The following is a 20054-nucleotide window of genomic DNA, read 5'->3' as shown; positions in this document are numbered from 1 at the left end:
GGTGGGGCCCACCCGGCCGGATGCACCGGTTAGATCACTGTCATGCAAACGATATAGAGGAGGCATCGCCCGCGCTTCAACGATCCAAACAGCCGAAGTGCGGTTTCTGGTCGACAAGAGCAGCACGATGAAAGCAGTTACATTGCATGGCGTCGCGGCGTCGGATGCCGACGGTCCTCGAGGCGGTCGCCGCGCCGCGTTCCGCTTGCTGGTGCTATTGCCCGCCTGGCTGATGACGGTCATCCTCGGCGCCAATGCCGCGGAAGAAGACCGGGTGGCGCGTGCGGAAAGGCCGATCGCATTCCGCATTCCGGCACAGTCCCTGGCTGGTGCGCTGCAAGCCTATGGACAGATCACCGGCATTCAAGTGCTCTATGAAAGCAACTCCGCGGTCGGTCGAACGTCGGTCGCGGTTGAAGGAACGTATGCCGCCGATGAAGCGCTGAACCTGCTGCTCGCGGGCACGGAGCTGAAGGTGCGCTATATTCGTCCCGACGCCATCACGCTTGCTCTTCCCAGCGCAGAAGGTGTCGGCTATGCACCTCCGGCGGCTCCGCTCGCAACATCGGACCTGTTCCTGGGAAGATTGCGCGTGCGTCAGACCGGCGATGCCGACGACGCCGCCAGATTGCAGGATTATAGCCAAAGAGTGCAGATGGACATTCAGAATGCACTTCGAAAGAACGCAAGGACGCGCGATGGCAATTATCGCGCGGTGCTGGATATCTGGATCGATCCCGCGCGCACGATCGAACGCACCGAGTTATTCCGCTCGACCGGGGACCATGAACGGGATCTTGCGGTGTCGGCGGCGCTTCGGGGCTTGACGATCAGCAAGCCGGCGCCAGCGAATACGCCACAGCCGGTCCGCGTCGTCATCATGGTGAAGTCCCTGCAATGAGCGACAGCGATGTCCGCCCCGGAAACGAGAAGGGACGAGCGGCGGTCTTTGGATCCTATCGAGACGACGACCTGGATGCCGCCTCGCCATCAGGAGAGTTCTATCGCCTGCTGGGTATTCCCGCCCTGGCGGCCGTTCTTTTCGTTGGTGGCGTTTACTGGATCAGGATGCAAGTGCCAGCCGGCTCTCCGGGACAACAGTCGGCTGCGATCGTGCAGGTTCAGCTGCTTCCGCGGCCCGATGCCGTTCCGATAGCAGTCGCTTCGGATTCTCAACCGGAAAAGGAGAATGTCGCCAGCAGCGCCGATACGCCATTGAAGGATCCAAATCCGACGCCATCCGACGATCCCGTTCCGGTCCCGAAAGCGAGAAGCTTCACGCCCGGAGACGCTCCGCCCTCAAATGTCATGTCGACGCCGTCGGCCGTGAGCGGACCTGCCAGCAGCGCCGCCATCAAATTTCAGCAGTCGCTGCTTCGGCACGTTTCGCGCTATCAGCGCTATCCCAACGCGGCGCGCGCGATGCACCTTGAAGGAACGGTCGTCACGCAGTTCGCCATGGCCAGGGATGGTACGCTACTCGGCGTCTGGGTTCGGACGAGCTCGGGTCAATTGCTGCTCGACAAGGAGGCGATCGAGACCATCCGGCGAGCCCAGCCGCTGCCGCCGATCCCGCCCGAGCTGCCGGATCGGCTCAATATTCATCTGGAGCTCGAGTTTTGACCGTCATGAAGTCCGTGCTTGGGCGATGGACAAGCATTCGTGCAGTGGCGGGCCGGACGCGATGTCGTCGCTCGCGCCTTGTGTCATAAATGTGTAGCCCGGCAACGCTACGACCTTCCGAACCTTTTGCAGTAGTTGCGTAGGTAATGTTTGCGCCGGAAATACCAGAGTATGTTGGGCACGTGAAACGTGGCTGATAGCAATCGAATACGGCTGCGGGGGCAGTTGGTCGAGAACTATGAAGGCCTGATCCGGAAGCTTACGCGCCGGTTAGGATCGGCCGATTTCGCCCACGAAGCCTTGCACGAAACGTTTCTGCGTCTCGACCGAGTCACGGATGCTGAGCCCGTACGCAGTCCTGCCGATTACATCTTTCGTACCGCCATCAATATCGCGAAGGATCGCCAGAAAGCGCAGAACTATCGTGTCAGCGCGTCGGAGATAGATGCGCTTCTCGATATACGTGATGACGAACCCGATCCGGCCAGAGTGGTCGAGGCGCGTTCGGAAATCGAGGCATTCAAGCGCGCGCTTGCCGAGTTGCCGCCACGGCCCCGCGAGGTTCTTCGGAGTATTTCGATCGAGGGGCAACCAGCGCACCAGGTCGCAGCACGTCTCAATGTCAGCATCCGGACCGTCGAGAGCGATCTGAAGCTGGCGCTTGGCCATTGTGCCGACAGCCTCGAACATACATTGCGACGCCGTCTCGGCGGCCCGCGTCCGCGATCCTGAGCGCGTCGATATTGCAACCCGGCGCATCGGAGGGCTTTTTTCGCCTGGCGCAGGCAGAAGGTTTGATCGATAGGCTATCCTTGCACGGTTTTTCTTCGGGATAGCCGGGCGCCATTCGTCTATCGAATAGATGCACCGGCAGGCGTCTCAGGCCGCGAGCTAAACAGAGGATTTCCGGGGGGAATGACGCAGGTGACGGCAGTGACAGCGATTGCAAGGTGGGCTAAGCCGGCAGTCGCGGCCGCTCGCTTCCCCGACCGCGGATGTGTCTTGCCGTTGATTGCCGGGGCGTTGCGGCCGATGTCCCGGTCCGGAGGGTGCTGTTCGAAATTGAGGGGAATCGATAACATATCGCCTCTGACCGTCTTTGGCCCGGTGTGGGTACCGGTCTGGCGAGTGCGATAGATGGGCTAGGGATCTTGACCGCGACCAACGAAACAACTGAGCCGGATGCGCTTCTGCACGAAGCCCTGGACTTCGTCGTTCGCCTCAAGACGGGTGAACCGACCAGGGCAGACGTCGAGGCGCTGCAAGCGTGGCGTCAGCAAAGCGGCGCGCACGAAGCCGCCTTCAGGAACGCGGCTCGGGTCTTTCGTCATGCGGGCGTCGCTGCGCAGGAGTTGGCGGATCGGCCGGTGACAGGAGACGTCGCACGGCTGACACGAAGACCGGTGTCCCGGCCCATTGGACGGCGCGCCTTTCTGGGAGGTGCGGGCGCCGCGGCAGCGGCCGCGGTGGAGTACGCAATCGTTCGTCCGCCGCTTGGCCTTTGGCCGTCGCTCGGAGAACTCTCCGCCGATTACCGGACCGGAAAGGGCGAGTTGCGCAAAATCGCGGTCGCGCCGAACGTGTCTCTGGAGCTGAATACGCAGACCAGCATCGCGCTGCGTTCGGCGTCAAACGAAACCCGGATTGAACTGATATCGGGCGAAGCCTCTGTAGCGGCGACGTCCGCCGCCACCCCCTTTGTGCTGCTGGCGGCGAATGGTCAGATCTCCGCGGTGGAAGCGGATTTCAACGCGCGTTGCCTCGATGGCGCCGTGTCGGTGACCTGCCTGAGCGGCAGCGTTGATGTTGCGCAAGGCGAGAGAACGGTGCGACTTGGCAGGGCACAGCAGGTGTCCTATGCGCCGGGCGGCATCGAAGCCTCGGTGCAGGTCGACACGGGGCAGGTGACAGCCTGGCAATCAGGGCTCCTGATCTTCCGCGATCGGCCGCTTGCGGACGTCGTGGAAGAGGTCAATCGTTATCGTTCCGGCAAGATCATCATCACCAATGCGGATCTCAAACGCCGCATGGTCAACGGCACGTTTCAGATCGACAAGCTCGGGGATTTCGTGCCCCAGGTTCAGCAGCTGTTCGGAGCCCAGGCGCGGTCGCTGCCGGGCGGAGTTGTGCTGCTCGGTTGAGCCTCATCCGGCCGGGTTCGAATATGCGCAGACTCGTTGCCGCGCCCATTCTCGTTACTGCGCGCGAATCGATGCCGGCACATCACGCCAGATGCTGCTCCTAAAATAATCGCTAACGTTTCCCGATCTTGCAAAAAAGTTTTGCGGGTTGGGCGCGGCCCAATCGTCTTTAGAGCGAGGGGACGTGATCACGGTGTCCGGCCGTGACCTCGTTTAGCTGGTTCGGGAGTCGGGCGGGGCATCTGTGAAAAGTGGAATTGATTGCGAGCACCGCCGGCATGCGTCGGCGGGCACGGCGTTGCTTTGTCTGACGGCGGGCATGTTGGCCGGCGGCCTCGTTGCCGCGCTTCCGGCCCATGCGGCCAAGGTCTCCGCATCCGGAGCGCCGAAGACTAACAACCCGTCCGCTCCCCCGGCAAGTGAAGCTGCTGCCGCGCAAAAGCCGGCCGCCGCCGTGCAGCGGTTCGACATCGACGATTTCGCGATCCAGGGCGCCGAGACGCTCCCGCAGATCGACATCGAAGAGGCGGTGTATCCATATCTCGGGCCGAACAAGAGTGCCGACGACGTCGAAAAGGCGCGAACGGCACTCGAGAAAGCATATCACGACAGGGGTTATCAGACCGTCAGCGTCTCCGTTCCGCAGCAGAATGCGCAGGCCAGGATGATCACCCTCAAGGTGACGGAGCTGAAGGTCGGCCGTCTGCGGGTCAAGAACGCGCGCTATTTCCGGCTCGACAAGATCGCCGAGGGAGCGGGCTCTCTCAAGGAGGGGACGGTCCCGAACTTCAACGAAGTTACCAAGGATATCGTCGCGCTCAACCAGTGGCCCGATCGACGCGTAACTCCCGCCCTGCGCGCCGGTGTGACGCCGGGCACGGTCGACGTCGACCTGAATGTCGAGGACAAGGTCCCGATACATGCCAACGTCGAAGTGAATAACCGCAAGTCCCCCAATACGACGGCGCTGCGCGTCAGCAGCACCGTGCACTACGACAATCTCTGGCAGCTCGGCCACTCCGTCAATTTCAGCTATCAGGTCGCGCCGGAGCGTCCGGGCGACGCAGAAGTGTTTTCCGGCTCCTATCTGGCGCGGGTGCAGAACGTCGATTGGCTGAGCGTCCTGTTCTACGGCGTGAAATCGAGCAGCGATGTCGCGACCGTGGGCGGCACGAACGTGATCGGGCCCGGAGAGATCATCGGCAGTCGCGCGGTGATGACGCTGCCGACGCGGGAAAACCTGTTCCATACGCTTTCGGCCGGGGTCGACTACAAGCATTTCGATCAGACCGTAAAGCTCGGCGGTGTCGGCTTCTCATCTCCGGTCACCTATTATCCGTTTGTCGCAAGTTATGGCGCGACATTCCAGGACGAGGGGTTCACGACCCAGTTCAATGCTGCCGTCACCTACAATCTGCGGCCGCTGGGCGATGGCGTGGTGCCGTTCGACAACAAGCGCTACGCGGCTTCCCCCAGTTTCACCCATTTCAACGTCGATGTCGCGCATACCCAGGAATTGCCGGAAGGCTTCCAGCTCTACGGCAAGGTGCAGGGACAGGTCGCGGACGGACCGCTGGTCTCGAGCGAGCAGTTCAGCGTCGGCGGCCTCGACACCGTGCGCGGCTATCTCGAGTCGGAGACGCTCGGCGACAACGGCGTTGTCGGCAATCTCGAGCTGCGCAGCCCCAATGTGGGCGAGATGCTGCAAAGCCGGATGAAGGACGAGACCGGGCAGGGCAAGGCGCGCTTCACGATCTTCAACGAATGGCGGGCGTTCGCATTTGCGGACGCCGGCATGGCGACCATGCTGAACGCACTTCCCGACCAGCAATCGCAGTTCAATCTGTGGAGCTACGGCGTCGGCAGCCGATTCAAGATGTTCGACTACCTGAACGGCACGCTGGTTTATTCGGTGCCGATGGTCAGTCAGACCTACTCGAGCGCGAGGAGTCCGCGCGTCAATTTCCGAATCTGGGGTGAATTCTGATGACTGCGGGATGGGATCATATGGCTGGCGTGTGCCGATCGGCGCTTCGGCGAGCTCTGACAGGACTGGTGCCGGCGTTGGTTGCTGCCGCAATGTTGTGTCCGTCGCCTGCCAGGGCGTGGTGGAACGACGAGTGGCAGCTCCGCAAGAAAATCACGATCGACGCCAGCGCATCGGGTGCCGGCATTACCGATCCGATCGGGACTGCGCCCGTCCTGGTTCGGCTGCATGTCGGAAATTTCCGCTTTGCATCCGCCAAGGATGACGGCAGCGACCTGCGCTTCGTGGCCGGCGACGACAAGACACCGCTGAAGCACCACATCGAGAAGTACGACTCGCTGCTCGGCGAGGCGCTGCTCTGGGTGGCCGTGCCCAACCTTCAGCCCGGCGCCAAGACCGACATCTGGCTCTATTCGGGCAACAAGAAGGCGGTCGCGACCAGCGATCCGAAGGGGACTTACGATCCGGATACGCTACTGGTCTATCACTTCAACGAACGGGGCACGCCGGCGCTGGACGCGTCGGTCTGGGCCAACAATGCGCAAAGCGTCGGCCAGCCCGCAGACGGCTCGCTGATCGGCACCGGCTTGCGCCTCGACGGTCGCGGCGTGCTGACTCTGCCGGCTGCATCGTCGCTCGCCTTGAGCGACAACGCTGCATTCACATGGTCTGCCTGGATCAAGCCAGGAGCGATGCAGCCCAACGCAGCCCTGTATAGCCGCCGCGACGGCGCCAACGGTCTCGTTATCGGGCTGGATAATGGCGTGCCGTTCGTGGAGGTCACGAACGCGGGGTCCGCGCAACGCAGCGGCGCCGCTGCGCCGCTGGCTCCGAATGGCTGGCATCATGTCGCCGTCGTCGCGAACGGCGGCCAGGTCGTGCTCTATCTTGATGGTTCACCCTATGCGTCGCTCGCGGCAACGCTGCCGGCGCTTAGCACGAATGCCACGGTCGGGGGCGATGCAGCGCCTGCGTCACCCGTGGCCAGTGCCGCGGCGGCACAGCCATCGTCTGCAGCGGACGGTGCGGCAGCTCCAGATGCGTCAGCCCCGGCACCGGCGGCCGCAACGCCTGCGGCCGCGGCCATGGCCGCCTTCGTCGGCGACATCGACGAACTGCAGTTCGCAAAGGTTGCGCGGTCGCCGGGCTTCATCAAGTTCGTCGCCACCGGGCAGGGACCGAACCAGGCCAAGCTCGTGACTTTCAGCGTCGACGAGGAGACCGCGAGCTGGCTGTCGGGTTACTTCGCAGTGATCCTGAAATCGGTGACGCTCGACGGCTGGATCGTGATCGGCATCCTGTTGATCCTCGCGGTCGTCAGCTGGGTCGTGATGTACGACAGGGCTTCCTACCTGAACAAGCAAGCCAAGGCCAACGCGCGCTTCATGAAGAGCTTCCGCGAGCTCGCGGCCGATCTCACCATGCTCGATCGCGGCGACGCCGACGAGATCTGGACCCTGGGTGGCCGTATCGACGAAGCCGATGCAAAGATGATGCAGGCGTCGTCGCTCTATCGCATCTACCATATCGGAGCCTCGGAGATCCGCCATCGCTTCGCCGGGAAGGGCGAGCGTATGCCGGTGCTCTCGGCCGCGTCGATTGCCGCCATCCGCGCCGCGCTGGACGGCGGCTCGGTGAAGGAGACGCAACGGCTCAACCGGCTCATGGTGGTGCTGACCATCGCGATCTCGGGCGGACCGTTCCTCGGCCTGCTCGGCACCGTGGTGGGCGTCATGATCACCTTCGCCGCCATCGCAGCCAGCGGAGACGTCAACGTCAATGCGATCGCCCCGGGCATCGCCGCCGCGTTGGTCGCGACGGTCGCCGGCCTGGGCGTCGCGATCCCGGCGCTGTTCGGCTACAACTACCTGATCTCGCGCATCAAGGATCTGACCACCGACATCCAGGTCTTCGTCGACGAGTTCGTGACGAAAATGGCGGAGTTCTACTCCGCCGACCAGATCGAACGCGGCATCGCCGCGGAGTAACGACGATGCAGGTCCAGAACGACTCCAAGCCGTATGACGACATCAACATCACGCCGATGCTGGATCTCGCCTACGTTCTGCTGGTGATTTTCATCATCATGACGACGGCGACTGTGCAGGGCCAGAAGGTCAATCTGCCGAAAGCGTCAGCTGCGCCGAGCCTCGCTACCCAGACCACCAAGGCGATCACGGTCGCCAACGACGGCAAGATCTTCCTCGATACGATCCCGGTGACGCTGCCGGAGCTCGAGCAGCGCCTGGTGCAGCAGAAGGCGTTGACGCCGGAATTCCCCGTGGTGCTGCGCGGCGATGCGCAAGCCCAATATCAGAGCGTGATGGACGTGCTCGACCTGCTTGGCCGTGTCGGCCTGACGCAGGTCGGGCTCGCGACCAAGCCGCTTGTGAAGTGACGGAACGAATGGGCACCTCCATGGTTATGCGCGCCGATCCGCGAAGGGGAGCCAGGGCCTTGTGGGCATGGCTTCGCGGGATATCGTCCGGTGCGGACCGGGCCGCCGTCGACGTGCCATCGACCCTCGTAAGCGCGCATTCGCTCGAGCCGCGGACACCGACTGCTGGAATGCGGGAGGTCGAGCAAGCCGGCGTCGGACGAAGCGCGCCCGATACCGGCACGGTGCTTCATTTCCCGATCCGCGGTGAAGCCCTGCTGGTCAAGCTTGCGGACCTGCTGCGCAAGCAAGTCGCGAGCCGCGCGCCCGAGCGCGATCCGTTGCTTCTGGCGATGTCGCGCTGCCCAGGCTCGCGCCTGTCGATCGATCGCGTTGCCTATGTCGACTTCCTGCCCGATCAGTCCACCTATCACGTCGTCATCGAGGCGGCTCCCGATGCCACGATCACGCTGGATACGACCGACTTCGATACGGTCGTGAATTTCGTCGTGCAGTACGTCACCGGCAGGAATTCCGAACCGGTAGCGCTCGAGGCGGTGTCATGACGACACCGAATGAGCAGGGCGGTCCGCGGCCGCCAACCTTGCCGCGAGCGAAATCATGGCTGCGTTACGGCGCTGCGCTGGCCGTCATTGGCGTCCTTGGCGTCATGATATTCCTGCTCGTCGGTCACGACGATCTGCCGCCGCCGCGCCAGGTGCGCGAGCTTACCGTCGTCACGATCACGCCGCCGCTGCCTCCGCCGCCACCTCCACCGCCGCCCGAGCAGAAGATGGTCGAGCAGCCGAAGATGGCGGAGCCCGAATTCAAGGAAGACAAACCGGTCGAGAAGCCGAAGGACGAGCCGATCAAGGACGCCAAGAACGAAGAGCCGCCGGGTCCGCTGGCGCTCGACGCCAAGGCCGTCGGGCCCGGCGACCTGTTCAATCTCGGCAGCAAGGTGGGCGGCAGCCCCTATGGCGGCGGAGGAGGCGGCGGCAGTCGTTGGGGCTGGTATGCCTCCATCGTGCAGTCGCAGATCGAGGCGGCGCTGCGCGCCAACGGCAAGACGCGCAACGCGACGATGCAGGTGCAAATCCGGCTGTGGGCCGATGCGACCGGCCGCGTCAGTCGCATTCAGCTCGTCTCGTCGACCGGCGACGCCGAGCTCGACGCCGCTATCCGCAACGACGTGCTTGGCAGTCTCGTGTTGCGGGAGCCGCCACCCAGGGACATGCCGATGCCGATGGTGACGCGCGTCACGGCGCGCCGGCCAAGCTGATCCGCCGCAACCAATTCGTTCGAGTCGAGTGACTAGCAGAGGACTGGGGACTTATGTTCAAGAAGAAACGCGACGTACGCCGCCTGACGTCGTCGACCGCCATATCGCTGTGTGCGCTTGCCGTCGCGGCGCCCGCTTTTGGCCAGGCCGCACCGGATCAGAGCCCGATGGCGGCGAAGAAGTCCGAAGCCAAGCGTCCCACCGTGTCCGACGCAAAGCCGCTGTCGTCGAACACGACGATCAACCTGGTCAACTTGCTGGTGAAGCAAGGCGTGATCAAGGAGGAGCAGGCCCAGGCGCTGATCAAGCAGGCCGACGACGAAGCCTATGTGTCGCGCCAGGCCACGAAGGACGCCGCCGCCAAGGCCGATGAAGCGGCAAAGGCCGCGACCGCAGCAACTGCGGCTGCCTCGCCGCCCGGCACCCGGCACGTCACGTACGTGCCGGAGGTGGTCAAACGGCAGCTGCGCGAGGAGATCAAGAAGGAAGTGATGGCCAAGGCGCAAAAGGAAAACTGGGCTTCGCCCGGCGCCTATCCGGAGTGGGCGCAGCGGATCCGATTCACGGGCGATATACGCTCGCGCTATCAAGGCAGCTTCTTTCCGGAGGGCAACGATCAGCTTCACGCTTATAACTTCAACGCGATCAACACGGGCTCCCCGTACGATCTCAATAGCAACAGCTTCGCGCCGACCTACAACGCCACGCAGGACCGGCACCAGGCCCGGCTTCGCGCCCGCCTGGGCATGGAGGCCGACATCTTCAATGGGTTTACCGCGGGCATACGCATCGCGACGGGAGAGAACAGTTCGCCCGTCTCCACCAATCAGTCGCTTGGCGCGAACGGCGGCAACTTCTCGAAATACGCGCTGTGGCTCGATCGGGGCTATCTCAAGCATCAATCCTGGGATGGAAACCTGTCGGTGTCCGTCGGCCGCTTCGACAATCCGTTCTGGTCGCCGAGCGATCTCGTCTGGCACAAGGATCTCGGCTTCGACGGCCTCGCCGTGCAAGGAAAGTATGAGATCGCCAAGGACGTCACGCCGTTCGCGGTAGCCGGTGCGTTCCCGATCTACAATACCGACTTCAACATCGGTGCCAATTTCGATGCGAACACCGGCGGGGTCACGAAGTTCGCCAGCCACGACAAATGGCTGTTCGGCGGCCAGGCGGGCGTGGCGGCGCGCCTCAGCTCCGAAACGTCGATGCGCGTCGCCGCCGCCTATTACGATTTCTCCAATGTCCAGGGACGCTTCTCCAGCCCCTGTCTGGTGCAGTCATCGTCGGATCTGTGCGACAGCGATGTGACCCGGCCCTCGTTCGCCCAGAAGGGCAACACCTATACGACGCTGCGCAATATCGTCTCCGACCCGGCGGTGGCCGTGCCGCCGCTCTTTCAATATTTTGGTCTGGTCGGGCAGTATCGGCCTGTCGTCGGCAGCGTACAGTTCGATCTCGGCCATTTCCACCCGGTGCATATCGTGCTCGACGGCGAGTACGTCTGGAACAGCGCGTTCGACCGCAATCTGATGAATCGATATGCCGTCAACAACCGCGGGCCCGATGTCGCGGCCGGTGTGCCAGGTGCCTTCAACGGCGGAAATCAGGGATGGCTCGGCCGCGTCACCGTCGGCCATAGGCAGATCAAGCATCTCTGGGATTGGAACGTGCATGCGGGTTACAAATATCTGCAATCCGACGCGACCATCGACGCGTTCGTTGATTCCGATTTCGGGCTCGGCGGCACCAACCTCAAGGGTTACTTCGTCGGTGGCAATGTCGGACTCAGCGATGACGTGTGGGCCAGCGTCCGCTGGCTGAGCGCGAACAACATCGCGGGCGTGCCTTACGCCGTCGATGTCCTGCAAGTCGATCTGAACGCGAGGTTCTGATCATGCTTTCCCGGATTCCCGGTCTCGTGGCGGCCGCAATCGCGACCGCGATGTGCTGTGGCGAGGTTCATGCCGAAAGCGAGACCGACCGCTTGCGCGAGGCGCTGCGCAGCGCCATCGCACAGGCGCGGCAGATGGAGGACCAGCGCACGGCGCTGCAGGCGAAGATCGCGGACGCTGACCGCGAGAAGGCGGCCCTGAAGGCGCAGATCGATGCGGCCAAGGCGGAAGCGAAGCAGCTTCAGAAGCAGCATCGCGAAGCAGTCGATGAATTCAATCAGCGTCTGGAGGAGCGCAACCAGACGCTGGAGAAGTGGAAGGTCGCTTACGAGGAGGCCGCCACCGTCGCCCGCACCAAGGACGCAGAGCGTGCCAAGTTCGAAGGCGAGGCGGCGGCCTTCAAGGCCAGCACCAAGAGCTGCCAGGCCAAGAACGTGCAACTCGTCAATGTCGGCCGCGACATTCTCAATCGATATCGCAGCCTGACACTGGGCGACGCCGCAGTCGCAAGCGAGCCGCTGACGGGTCTAGGCCGCGTCGGCGCGCAGAATTTCGTCCAGGAAAGTGTCGACAAGCTGCTTGACCAGAAGGCAACACCATGAACCGTCCCAACGTTATCCGATCGTCGAGATCGACCCTTGTTGTCGGAGCTGCCGTGGCGATCTTGGGCCTGTCGGTGGAGACGGCATTTGCCCAGACCGCGCCGGCGCCTCAACGTCCGGCTCAACCCGCGGTGAAGCCGAAGCCGGCGGCTCCCGCCGCAACAGCGCCGACGTCGGCGACCCCCGCACCGTCGACCCAGGGGCTTGCTTCCGCCAGGACGACCGGCGGCGATGACGTCATCGCCCGGGTCGGCGAGGCCAATATTTCGGCGGAGGAGCTCCGCGCTTATGTCGGCGCGCTGGGACCGCGCGAGCAGGCGGCGCTCGCAAAAGACCCGGCGCTGCTGAGTCAGGCGGTTCGCATGCTGCTCGCCAACCGGCTGGTCTTGCAGGAGGTGATCGCCAAGAAGTGGGATCAGCTGCCCAAAGTCGCGGCGCAGCTCGATCGCGTGCGCGAGAACGCCGTGGTCGAGATCTATCTGCAATCGGTCTCGACGCCTCCAGAGAGCTTCCCGAGCGAGGACGAGGTCCAAAAGGTCTACGACGCCAACCGCGGCGCCTTGCTGGTGCCTCGTCAGTTCCACCTCGCGCAGATTTTCGTCGCAGCGGCCGAGGGCGACAAGGCAGCTGACGACAAAGCGAAGAAGGCGATCGAGGCAATCCAGGCGAAGCTGAAGGCGCCAGGCGCCGATTTCGGCACGATTGCACAGGCGGATAGCGATTCAAAAGGCGGCGGCGATCTCGGCTGGGTGGCCGAAAACCAGATCCGGCCGGAGATCAAGGCGCAGGTGCAGGGACTGGCCAGGAATACGATCTCGGAGCCCGTCCGGCTCGACGATGGCTGGCACATCATCAAGCTGATCGACACAAAGGCCGCCTACACCCGGACCTTGCCCGAAGTGCGCGATCAGCTGGTGCAGCAGATGCGCAGCGAGCGGGCCACCGCGCTGCGGCGGGCCTATCTCGCTGAATTGCTCAAGCAGAACCCGCCCATTCTCAACGAGCTTGCCCTTTCGGGTTTGCTCGACAATTCCCGGAAATGAGTCGCAGTGGAGTTAGCAATGTCCAATACAATTATCGTCAAGCTCACGCTCAATGATCTGCGTTCAGCACTGCAACAGGTCGGTTACCGCGTGGAGGAGCTCACCGATCCCGTGGTCAATCTGACCTATCTCCGCTCGGCAACTGGCGGTCTGACCTTCGACATTCGTCCGGGGAATTGGCTCGCGGACGCGGAGAGTTTCGTCGATGCAGCCCTTACTGCGGTGCTCCAGGTTCAGGGCGAGCTTCCACTCGATCTGGTCAATCGCTGGAACGCGACGCGCCGGTTTGCGCGTCTTCAACTCAGCCAGCAGTTCCTCGTGCTTTCCCTGGATGTCTCGGTCGCGGGCGGCGTGACCGCGGACCATCTGCGCGCGCAGATCGACATCTGGGATCGCCTGGTCCAGGAGCTGATCGTTTATTTGCGCGATGAACTTCGCGAGCTGTCGGCCAGGAAGGGAACGACGGCGCCGGTCGAACAGGCAGCGGGATACGAGAACGCCGACGTCAGCGGCCCGGCGGCCGCTCTTCAGTAGCTCGTTGCGATGTCCCCGAGGCGTTCGGAAAGAGTTCGCGCGCAAGTCCAACGAGACATGTTGACGATGGCCCACCGTGAATTCCGCGCAACGTGGTGGAATAGAATCGCCGGCTCGCTGGCTGCGGCGGCCGGTTTGCTTGCCGCCGGAGCTGGCGTCGACGCATCGCCCGTTGCCGCGGACAGGAGCGACTACCGTGCGGCCGATGCAGCTCCGCCGGCTTGGCAGGCTTTCGCAGGGCAATTGAAGGAGAAGATCGAGCAGCGACTGGCGTCCGACGACAAAAGGGCACGGCATTTCCAGGAGTACCTGGACCGCCGCGTCACAGGCGGCGATGCGCCGCCTGTGACCTTCGTTCTGCGAGCTTGGGTATCGTCGGACGGTCGGCTGCATCGCGTCGAGTTTGACGGGCTCGATCACCCCAAGGCTTCCGTCGAGCTTCGGGCCTTGCTGACCGGAGGAAATGTTGGTGTGCCACCGCCCGAGATGCTGCAACCGCTGCACTTGCGGTTCTCGCTGCGGGCGACGGATCGATTGCAGCAGGAGAAATAGAAAATGTCGGCCCGCAACGGGAGCGCTGGCTTGGCGCGGTCAATGATGTCGTTGCCGTCGACGGCTTTGGTCCCGGGATTACTTCTGCTCGCCCAATTGTTGCCGGCAGGCGCTCGCGCCGAGACGACCTCGGCACCGAAAACGGTCGACGCTCGTCACGCTGCGGTCGAAGCGCTGCCACCGCGAGCCCCCGATGCGGGTTCGCGTTATCGCGCCCTGAGCCGCGCAGGCCGGTCTCGCGCCCGAGATCGCCGAGGCGGTGATGGCTGTGGAGAGCGGATATGATCCTGGGGCCGTCGGCGGGGTCGGCGAAGTCGGCTTGATGCAAATCCTGCCCTCGACGGCACGCATGCTCGGTTTCTCCGGCACGCTGGCCGATCTGGCCGTGCCCGAGATCAACATCCATTACGGTGTCGTCTATCTTGCGAAGGCCTGGCGCCTCGCCGGCGGCGACCTCTGTACCGCCGCGATGAAATATCGCGCCGGCCATGGCGAAACGCGCTTCTCATTCCTTTCGGTGAACTACTGCATGGCGGTGCGTTCCAAGCTCACCGCTCGCGGCTTTCGCGTGACCGCCAGTGTTCCGGTGCCGACGTTTGGCGAGCCGGCTCCATCGGGCCGCGGCTGCGGGCGGAAATGTCTGGGCCTGTCGCGAACGGGCACGGTGAATATTGTTGCGCTCAACACCCAGCTCAGCGCGCTCGTTGCGCAGGCGCGGGCAGGGCGATAGGGGCCGTGCGCACGAACGGATTGTCCGGGGTGAGCCAGTTCGCGCCCACTCTTTGGAAGAGGAGATCGCGATGCGGCTGGTAGCGCCTTCGTTCGTTCTGACGGCCTGTCTCCTGTCACAAGCCGTGGCCGAAGAGCAGGTCAACGTTCTTCCGCCGATCGTAATCGGAAACAGCGCCCCCAGGATCGCTCCTGATGGCCGCATGTCGGCCTCGCCCACCGGCAGCCGCGCGCCGGCCGCGCCAGACAGGTGCGTAGAGGTGGAGATCGGATCCAGCCGATCGATGGACTGCCTCAACCAGAAGCTCAGGAGGGAGGTCGATCGGGTCAATCCGAGCATCAATCTGCCGCCCATCGATGCCAGGTCGCCTGACCCCAAGCTCGGGGTCGTCAACATCCCCGGTGTTCAGCAGCAATATGGCCGGAACTTCGGCGTTTCCACCACTCCCTACCGGCCGCCACCGCCGGTGTTCTCCTCGCCGATCGGGCATCGATGAAGGGATCCAAGGCTTGTTACCGGAATGTGCTCCGACGGCGTCTGCTCTCGCGGCGGTTTGCTGACGAAGCAATCAGAATCCCGCGGCCGAGCTGCTTTGGATGCTTTTACCGGGCCCGGCGCAGTCATGAATTCTGCTATTCCCGGGGTGGACTTGAACGACTATAGGGTCCGCATGTTATCTCACCGCTTTTCCGTGGCCCCATGATGCGATCCACCATTGACGTGGATCAATCACGACGCTTGCCAGCGGCGCCCAGCTACGCATGGCCGAGCAGCTGACCTGATGCAGCTGTGGCGACGCAGTCGTTTCGGAACTCGGTGATCGAAGACCAGGACCAGCCAGTTGCAATGCGGTGGGCGCTATGATGCTTCAATTTCTCGTCGGCACGCTTGTTAGCCTGGTCGGTATCGGGCTGCACGCACTGGTGACCGTCGTCGCGGTCGGTATAGCCCGCAGCGCAGGTTTGCGTCACACGACGCGGCCGGGATCGCACTTGATGGGCGTGATGATGGCCACCGCCGTGGTGCTGATGGTCGCGCACACACTCGAAGTCCTCGTGTGGGCCGCGACTTACGGCATTGTCGGCGCGGCAATTGTCGAAAACGGACTGCTCTATTTTGCCTTCGTCAATTATACAACTCTCGGCTACGGTGATGTCACGCCCGTTCGCGAGTGGCGGCTCATTGGCCCACTGACAGCTATGAACGGGGTGCTGCTGTTTGGATGGTCGGCGGCCGTGCTGTTCGAGGTCCTGCGCAAGACGCTCGACCATCTCGAAGCCGTCAAGGCATCTGGACCGGTTCGGGGTAATCCGAGCATCGCAACGGAGCGGCGTGGATAATGTGACGGGATCGGGACTCATCGCCGATTTCCTGTTCGGCTTGGGCGATCTGTTCGCGATCATCAACCCGTACGGGCTCGCTTTCATGGCGCGCCTGTTCGGTGAGGAGGCACCGGTGACGAAACTGTCAGCATTCCTGCTGCTTTGCATGGGCGTTCAAATCATCGTCACCGGCGATTGGAGGTCGCGCGATCTCTATCGACGACGCGTCACGCGCCGTCTAGTAGACGCTGATCCGGGTGCAAGTCGAACCAAGATCAAGGCTGCAGATCGAGGCTGGCGAGCTGGTTCCGGTCGAGCAACACGATCTGCCGTTGGGTGTTGCCGATGAAGCCGAGGATGCCGAGTTCGTGCAGGCGCGACAGAGCGCGTGAGACGGTCTCCAGCGTGAGGCCGAGATAATCGGCAATATCGCGTCGCGACATCGGGAGCGCGATGACGCCCGCGGCCGTCAGCCGCTTGTCCATTTCGAGCAGGAACGCCGCGACCCGCTCCAGCGAGGTCTTGCGGCCGAGCAACAGCATGTGGTCTTCCGCATGCTGGAGGTTGTTCGTGGTCATGCTGAGCAGGTTTCTGGCTACCATGGCATCGCTCTCGGCCACCGTTTCAAGACTTTGCCGCTTGATCAGGCGCACCGTGGTGTCGATGACCGCTTCCGTCGTGAATCGATGCTCCCCACCGTTCTCGAGCCCAAAGATGTCGCCGATGAGGTGGAATGCGCCGATCTGCCGGCGACCATCGGACAACAGCTTGTAGCTTCGCACCGCGCCCGCCTTGACCTGATAGACATATTCGGCGGGCTCTTTCTCACCGTAAATCTCGGTGCCTTTTCTGTACGAAAATTCGCTTAAACTGACGAGCGCATTTGAATCGCTGGTCATGCCGAGGTCACGGAGGGAATTGGGACGCAGTGCGGAATCGGTTGTGATGCGAACAAACATAGGCCAAGTCCTCAGCTCATCGCCGAATTTGGTCCGTTCGACGAGAATTTTCGCTGCTGGGAATGCGCCGCGCTGTCCCGCTCCCGCCGGGTTGATTTACGCCCAAGGCAGTATTTCAATCCATTGTCCCTAGGTGCATTGTACCAAGGGACAGCTTCTGGCGCTTGGTGCGCAGAATGAGAAAGCGCTGCCGCTGCGGGGATTTGGCTCATTGCAAGCAGATATTTCGGTTCTCAAACTGTTGAAGCTGACTTTGTCGAGCGAGAGGACGTCAATGGTCCTCGCTGGAACTGGGCGAGAGGTTGAAGGTGTCGGGTCTCGTTCACGTGGTTGATGACGACGAGTCCTTTCGGACTGCGATCGCACGGCGTCTGAAGCTCGCGGGCTATGAGGTCGCGACCTATGCGTCGGCGCTGGAGTTGGAGGAGTCTGCGCTGGATCCCGAGCAGGCCGGATGCATTCTACTCGACGTGCGCATACCAGGATTGAGCGGCCCCGATTTGCAGGCGCGATTGATCGCGTCCGGCTCGACGCTGCCGATCATCTTCCTGACGGGGCATGCAGACACGCCGACTACCGTGCGGGCGATCAAGGCAGGTGCGGAAGACTTTCTGACCAAGCCGATATCCTCCGAGCAGTTGATCGATGCGATCGAGCGCGCTCTGGCGGGCCAGCGGACGGCGCGCGCCCAGCGCAGCAAGCTGGAGACGTTTCGGACTCATCTGGCCACGCTGACGCAACGCGAGGGACAGGTGTTCAATCTGATCGTGCGCGGCCGGATCAACAAGCAGATTGCGCATGAACTCGGGACGACCGAACGCACCGTGAAAGCTCACCGCCATCAGGTGATGGAGAAGATGCAGGTTCATTCGCTTGCGGAACTCGTTTCGATCGCGGAACGGCTCGGAATGCTCGGTACGAACGAGCATTAGCTGCTTCGTCACCGCAAGCCCGGTTCCCACGGTGTGATTGCCCTAAAGGACAATATCGAGGCGTGTTGACAGTGCACGGCGAGGCGTGCGCAATGATGCACAGGCGCCGGGTCGGCAACGCAAAGCAAGCGTGTGCAGTATCCCACCGCCGTCACAGCGCTCGCAGTTCGTTCATCTCCCGAAAGGCAGATCGCCTTGCCGCTATGTCCGTCCGTTTTTGTCGTCGATGACGATCGGTCCATGCGGACCAGCCTGAGCAGGTTGCTGCGTGGGCACGGTTTCGACGCCACGCTGTTCGACTCCGCGAGGGCCTTGCTCCAGCACGGCAAATTCTACACCGCGATCTGCATCGTCCTCGACATCGATCTTGGTGGAAAATCCGGCATCGACGTACGGCGAAGACTGGCTGAGCAGGGCGTCACCGCACCGGTTATCTACATTACCGGCAACGACAGCCCCGCGAACCGCGCTGCGGCGCTTGGGTCCGGCTGCATCGCCTATCTGATCAAGCCCTTTACGGGCGAGTCACTGATCGAGTCCGTCGAACGCGCCGGCATCTCGTAAGATCGACACCGGCCGCTATTCGTCGATATGCTGCTCGAGCGTCCTGGCTGGCGTTCCCCTGTGAGCGGAGGCGAATTGCGCCAGCGGAATGGAAGTCGTCATGGCCAGGAGGTTCGAATCGACGAGTTCGAGCGTCAGGGTCTTGCCGGACTCCATCTCCCTGATGATCTTCGGCGCCGCCACATCGGCGGCGATGCACAGATTGGTGAGACACCAGGTGTAGGGCAGGCGGAAAGGCGCGCCCTGGTCGACGCTCAACCTGGGTGCATGTTGCAGGTACATGCCGACAGGCACGAACAGTTGCAGCCGGGCCGTGGCGGCGTCTTCGCGTTCGATCAGATCGACGCGCACGGCCGTCTGTCCGGTCGCGAATTGGCCGGTGATCGAGGTCCGGCACAGCGTGGGCGCGCCGCCGGCCTTGAAGCAGAGCTTCTGCCAACCGCCGTAGCTGATGTCCTTTGCTTCACGCTGACCACGTGTGGCGACTTCGGCCGCCGGCTTCTCGCCCTGGGCGCCCTTCGGTGCGGCATGGCCGGGCGCTGCCGTGGCGCCGGCGATGGTGATAAGCAGAAGAATGGCAAGGCAGTCGCGGGCATTGGGCATGATTTCACCTACGGATCCGGCATCTATTTCAGCGCGTCGAGGAACGTCGTTACCAGTGGCGACCAGAGCGGGATGGCATCCCTCGAGCCGATGAAGAAATGGCCCTCATTGCCGAACGGCGGCATCAGGTGATACTCGGCCCGGCCGCCGGCGGCGGTGAAAGCCGCATGCATGCGCTTCGACAGTTCGGGGCCGAAGAAAGTGTCGTTCTCGATATAGATCCACAGCATCGGCACACGCGATGTGCGGCCGAAATCCGCGGTGGCCTCAACCAGCCTGTCGGGGCCGCAGTTGTTGTTCGGCTTGCCGCCGACGCGTCCACCACGACCCGCAGCGAAGGTGATGATGGCCTTCACCTGCGGCGGGTTCATGCTCGACAAGGCGATCGAGGCCCAGCCACCGGCGGACTGCCCGATCACGATCACGTCCTTGGGGATGATGCGCTTCTCGGCGGCCAGATAGTCGATGATATCGAGGTCGACCTTGGCGACCGCGAGCCCGGCGTCGCGGAAATTGGGATTGCTGCACTTGCCGATCTTGGAGAAGAACGGTCCGTAGATCGCGCGCTCGGGAATGTCGATGGCGACTGCGCCATAGCCGGAGCCGACCGGCGCCACCACGAGGTAGCCGCGCCTTGCGAACCATTGGGCGGCGTCGCGAAATTCGACCAACGGAAAGAAGCTGCGGTCGGTCGGGTTGAGCGAGACGCCGTGGTTCATGATCACGAGCGGGAAGGGGCCGTCGCCGACAGGACGCACCAGATAGGCGAACATCGGAAGCGGTAGTGGCAGCGCCCATATCTCTTCCTGGATGCGGACGTCATCCGCCGCGCGCGCGGCCGCGGCGAAGGCGACCCAAGCGAACAATACGGTCGCGAAACATCCCAGCACCGATCTGGCCGGTCGCCGCAT

Annotated in this window: 22 protein-coding genes; 19 read left to right on the top strand and 3 right to left on the bottom strand. The window is 63.0% G+C overall.

Going from position 1 to position 20054, the window contains the following annotated elements; all coding sequences use genetic code 11:
• The first annotated feature begins 97 nt into the window (after positions 1–97).
• From GGD65_RS16735 to GGD65_RS16655, 17 genes are all read left to right on the top strand, one after another.
• Positions 98–901: an STN domain-containing protein gene (locus GGD65_RS16735; protein WP_092252023.1), complete on the top strand. Its 804-nt coding sequence runs from the start codon at positions 98–100 to the stop codon at positions 899–901.
• Positions 898–1623 (top strand): energy transducer TonB, encoded by a 726-nt coding sequence (locus tag GGD65_RS16730; RefSeq protein ID WP_179731062.1) that lies wholly within the window; start codon positions 898–900, stop codon positions 1621–1623. The genes GGD65_RS16735 and GGD65_RS16730 overlap by 4 nt, the downstream gene beginning before the upstream one ends.
• Before the next feature lie 189 nt (positions 1624–1812).
• Positions 1813–2355 carry an RNA polymerase sigma factor gene (locus tag GGD65_RS16725; protein ID WP_084674892.1) on the top strand — a complete coding sequence of 181 codons (543 nt, stop codon included), beginning with the start codon at positions 1813–1815 and terminating at the stop codon, positions 2353–2355.
• A 419-nt stretch (positions 2356–2774) separates the two neighbouring features.
• A complete protein-coding gene (locus GGD65_RS16720; RefSeq protein ID WP_183235952.1) occupies positions 2775–3764 on the top strand; it encodes a FecR domain-containing protein in 990 nt (329 codons plus the stop codon).
• Positions 3765–4083: 319 nt separating this feature from the next.
• Positions 4084–5751 carry a ShlB/FhaC/HecB family hemolysin secretion/activation protein gene (locus GGD65_RS16715; RefSeq protein WP_183235951.1) on the top strand — a complete coding sequence of 556 codons (1668 nt, stop codon included), beginning with the start codon at positions 4084–4086 and terminating at the stop codon, positions 5749–5751.
• Positions 5751–7739, top strand: coding sequence for a MotA/TolQ/ExbB proton channel family protein (locus tag GGD65_RS16710; RefSeq protein WP_183235950.1), 1989 nt, complete (start codon positions 5751–5753; stop codon positions 7737–7739). Before GGD65_RS16715 ends, GGD65_RS16710 begins: the two co-directional genes overlap by 1 nt.
• A 5-nt stretch (positions 7740–7744) precedes the next feature.
• On the top strand, positions 7745–8149 hold the full coding sequence (locus tag GGD65_RS16705) for a biopolymer transporter ExbD (RefSeq protein ID WP_018319914.1): 405 nt from the start codon (positions 7745–7747) through the stop codon (positions 8147–8149).
• 170 nt (positions 8150–8319) lie between these two features.
• Positions 8320–8694, top strand: a complete 375-nt coding sequence (locus GGD65_RS16700) for a hypothetical protein (protein ID WP_183235949.1) — start codon at positions 8320–8322, stop codon at positions 8692–8694.
• Entirely contained in the window at positions 8691–9410 is a 720-nt protein-coding gene (locus GGD65_RS16695) for a TonB C-terminal domain-containing protein (RefSeq protein ID WP_183235948.1), read from the top strand. Before GGD65_RS16700 ends, GGD65_RS16695 begins: the two co-directional genes overlap by 4 nt.
• A 53-nt stretch (positions 9411–9463) precedes the next feature.
• The gene (locus GGD65_RS16690) at positions 9464–11302 is read left to right on the top strand and encodes a putative porin (RefSeq protein WP_183235947.1); all 1839 of its coding nucleotides are present in this window, start codon (positions 9464–9466) and stop codon (positions 11300–11302) included.
• A 2-nt stretch (positions 11303–11304) separates the two neighbouring features.
• On the top strand, positions 11305–11904 hold the full coding sequence (locus GGD65_RS16685) for a hypothetical protein (protein WP_409362743.1): 600 nt from the start codon (positions 11305–11307) through the stop codon (positions 11902–11904).
• A gap of 53 nt (positions 11905–11957) precedes the next feature.
• Positions 11958–12947: a peptidyl-prolyl cis-trans isomerase gene (locus GGD65_RS16680; RefSeq protein WP_183235946.1), complete on the top strand. Its 990-nt coding sequence runs from the start codon at positions 11958–11960 to the stop codon at positions 12945–12947.
• An 18-nt stretch (positions 12948–12965) separates the two neighbouring features.
• A complete protein-coding gene (locus GGD65_RS16675) occupies positions 12966–13481 on the top strand; it encodes a YbjN domain-containing protein (RefSeq protein WP_183235945.1) in 516 nt (171 codons plus the stop codon).
• 66 nt (positions 13482–13547) lie between these two features.
• Entirely contained in the window at positions 13548–14033 is a 486-nt protein-coding gene (locus tag GGD65_RS16670) for a hypothetical protein (RefSeq protein ID WP_183235944.1), read from the top strand.
• A gap of 262 nt (positions 14034–14295) precedes the next feature.
• The gene (locus GGD65_RS16665) at positions 14296–14763 is read left to right on the top strand and encodes a transglycosylase SLT domain-containing protein (protein WP_312017710.1); all 468 of its coding nucleotides are present in this window, start codon (positions 14296–14298) and stop codon (positions 14761–14763) included.
• Positions 14764–14833: 70 nt separating this feature from the next.
• Complete coding sequence (locus tag GGD65_RS40175; RefSeq protein WP_246783302.1) at positions 14834–15259, top strand: hypothetical protein; 426 nt, start codon at positions 14834–14836, stop codon at positions 15257–15259.
• Between the two features lie 364 nt (positions 15260–15623).
• A complete protein-coding gene (locus GGD65_RS16655; protein ID WP_183235943.1) occupies positions 15624–16103 on the top strand; it encodes a potassium channel family protein in 480 nt (159 codons plus the stop codon).
• A gap of 257 nt (positions 16104–16360) precedes the next feature.
• On the opposite strand, the gene GGD65_RS16650 is transcribed toward GGD65_RS16655, so the two are convergent.
• A complete protein-coding gene (locus tag GGD65_RS16650) occupies positions 16361–17044 on the bottom strand; it encodes a helix-turn-helix domain-containing protein (protein WP_018319926.1) in 684 nt (227 codons plus the stop codon).
• 308 nt (positions 17045–17352) lie between these two features.
• On the opposite strand from GGD65_RS16650, the gene GGD65_RS16645 reads away from it, so the two are divergent.
• Entirely contained in the window at positions 17353–17976 is a 624-nt protein-coding gene (locus GGD65_RS16645; RefSeq protein WP_183235942.1) for a response regulator transcription factor, read from the top strand.
• A gap of 195 nt (positions 17977–18171) precedes the next feature.
• Complete coding sequence (locus GGD65_RS16640) at positions 18172–18540, top strand: response regulator (RefSeq protein WP_283813677.1); 369 nt, start codon at positions 18172–18174, stop codon at positions 18538–18540.
• Positions 18541–18555: 15 nt separating this feature from the next.
• On the opposite strand, the gene GGD65_RS16635 is transcribed toward GGD65_RS16640, so the two are convergent.
• Positions 18556–19143, bottom strand: a complete 588-nt coding sequence (locus GGD65_RS16635) for an invasion associated locus B family protein (RefSeq protein ID WP_183235940.1) — start codon at positions 19141–19143, stop codon at positions 18556–18558.
• Positions 19144–19166: 23 nt separating this feature from the next.
• Positions 19167–20054, bottom strand: a complete 888-nt coding sequence (locus tag GGD65_RS16630; protein WP_183235939.1) for a S9 family peptidase — start codon at positions 20052–20054, stop codon at positions 19167–19169.

This window comes from Bradyrhizobium sp. CIR18, assembly GCF_014198295.1.
Classification (GTDB): domain Bacteria; phylum Pseudomonadota; class Alphaproteobacteria; order Rhizobiales; family Xanthobacteraceae; genus Bradyrhizobium.
The sequence above is the reverse complement of the archived record's forward strand: the minus strand, read 5'-3'. Positions and strand labels throughout refer to the sequence as shown.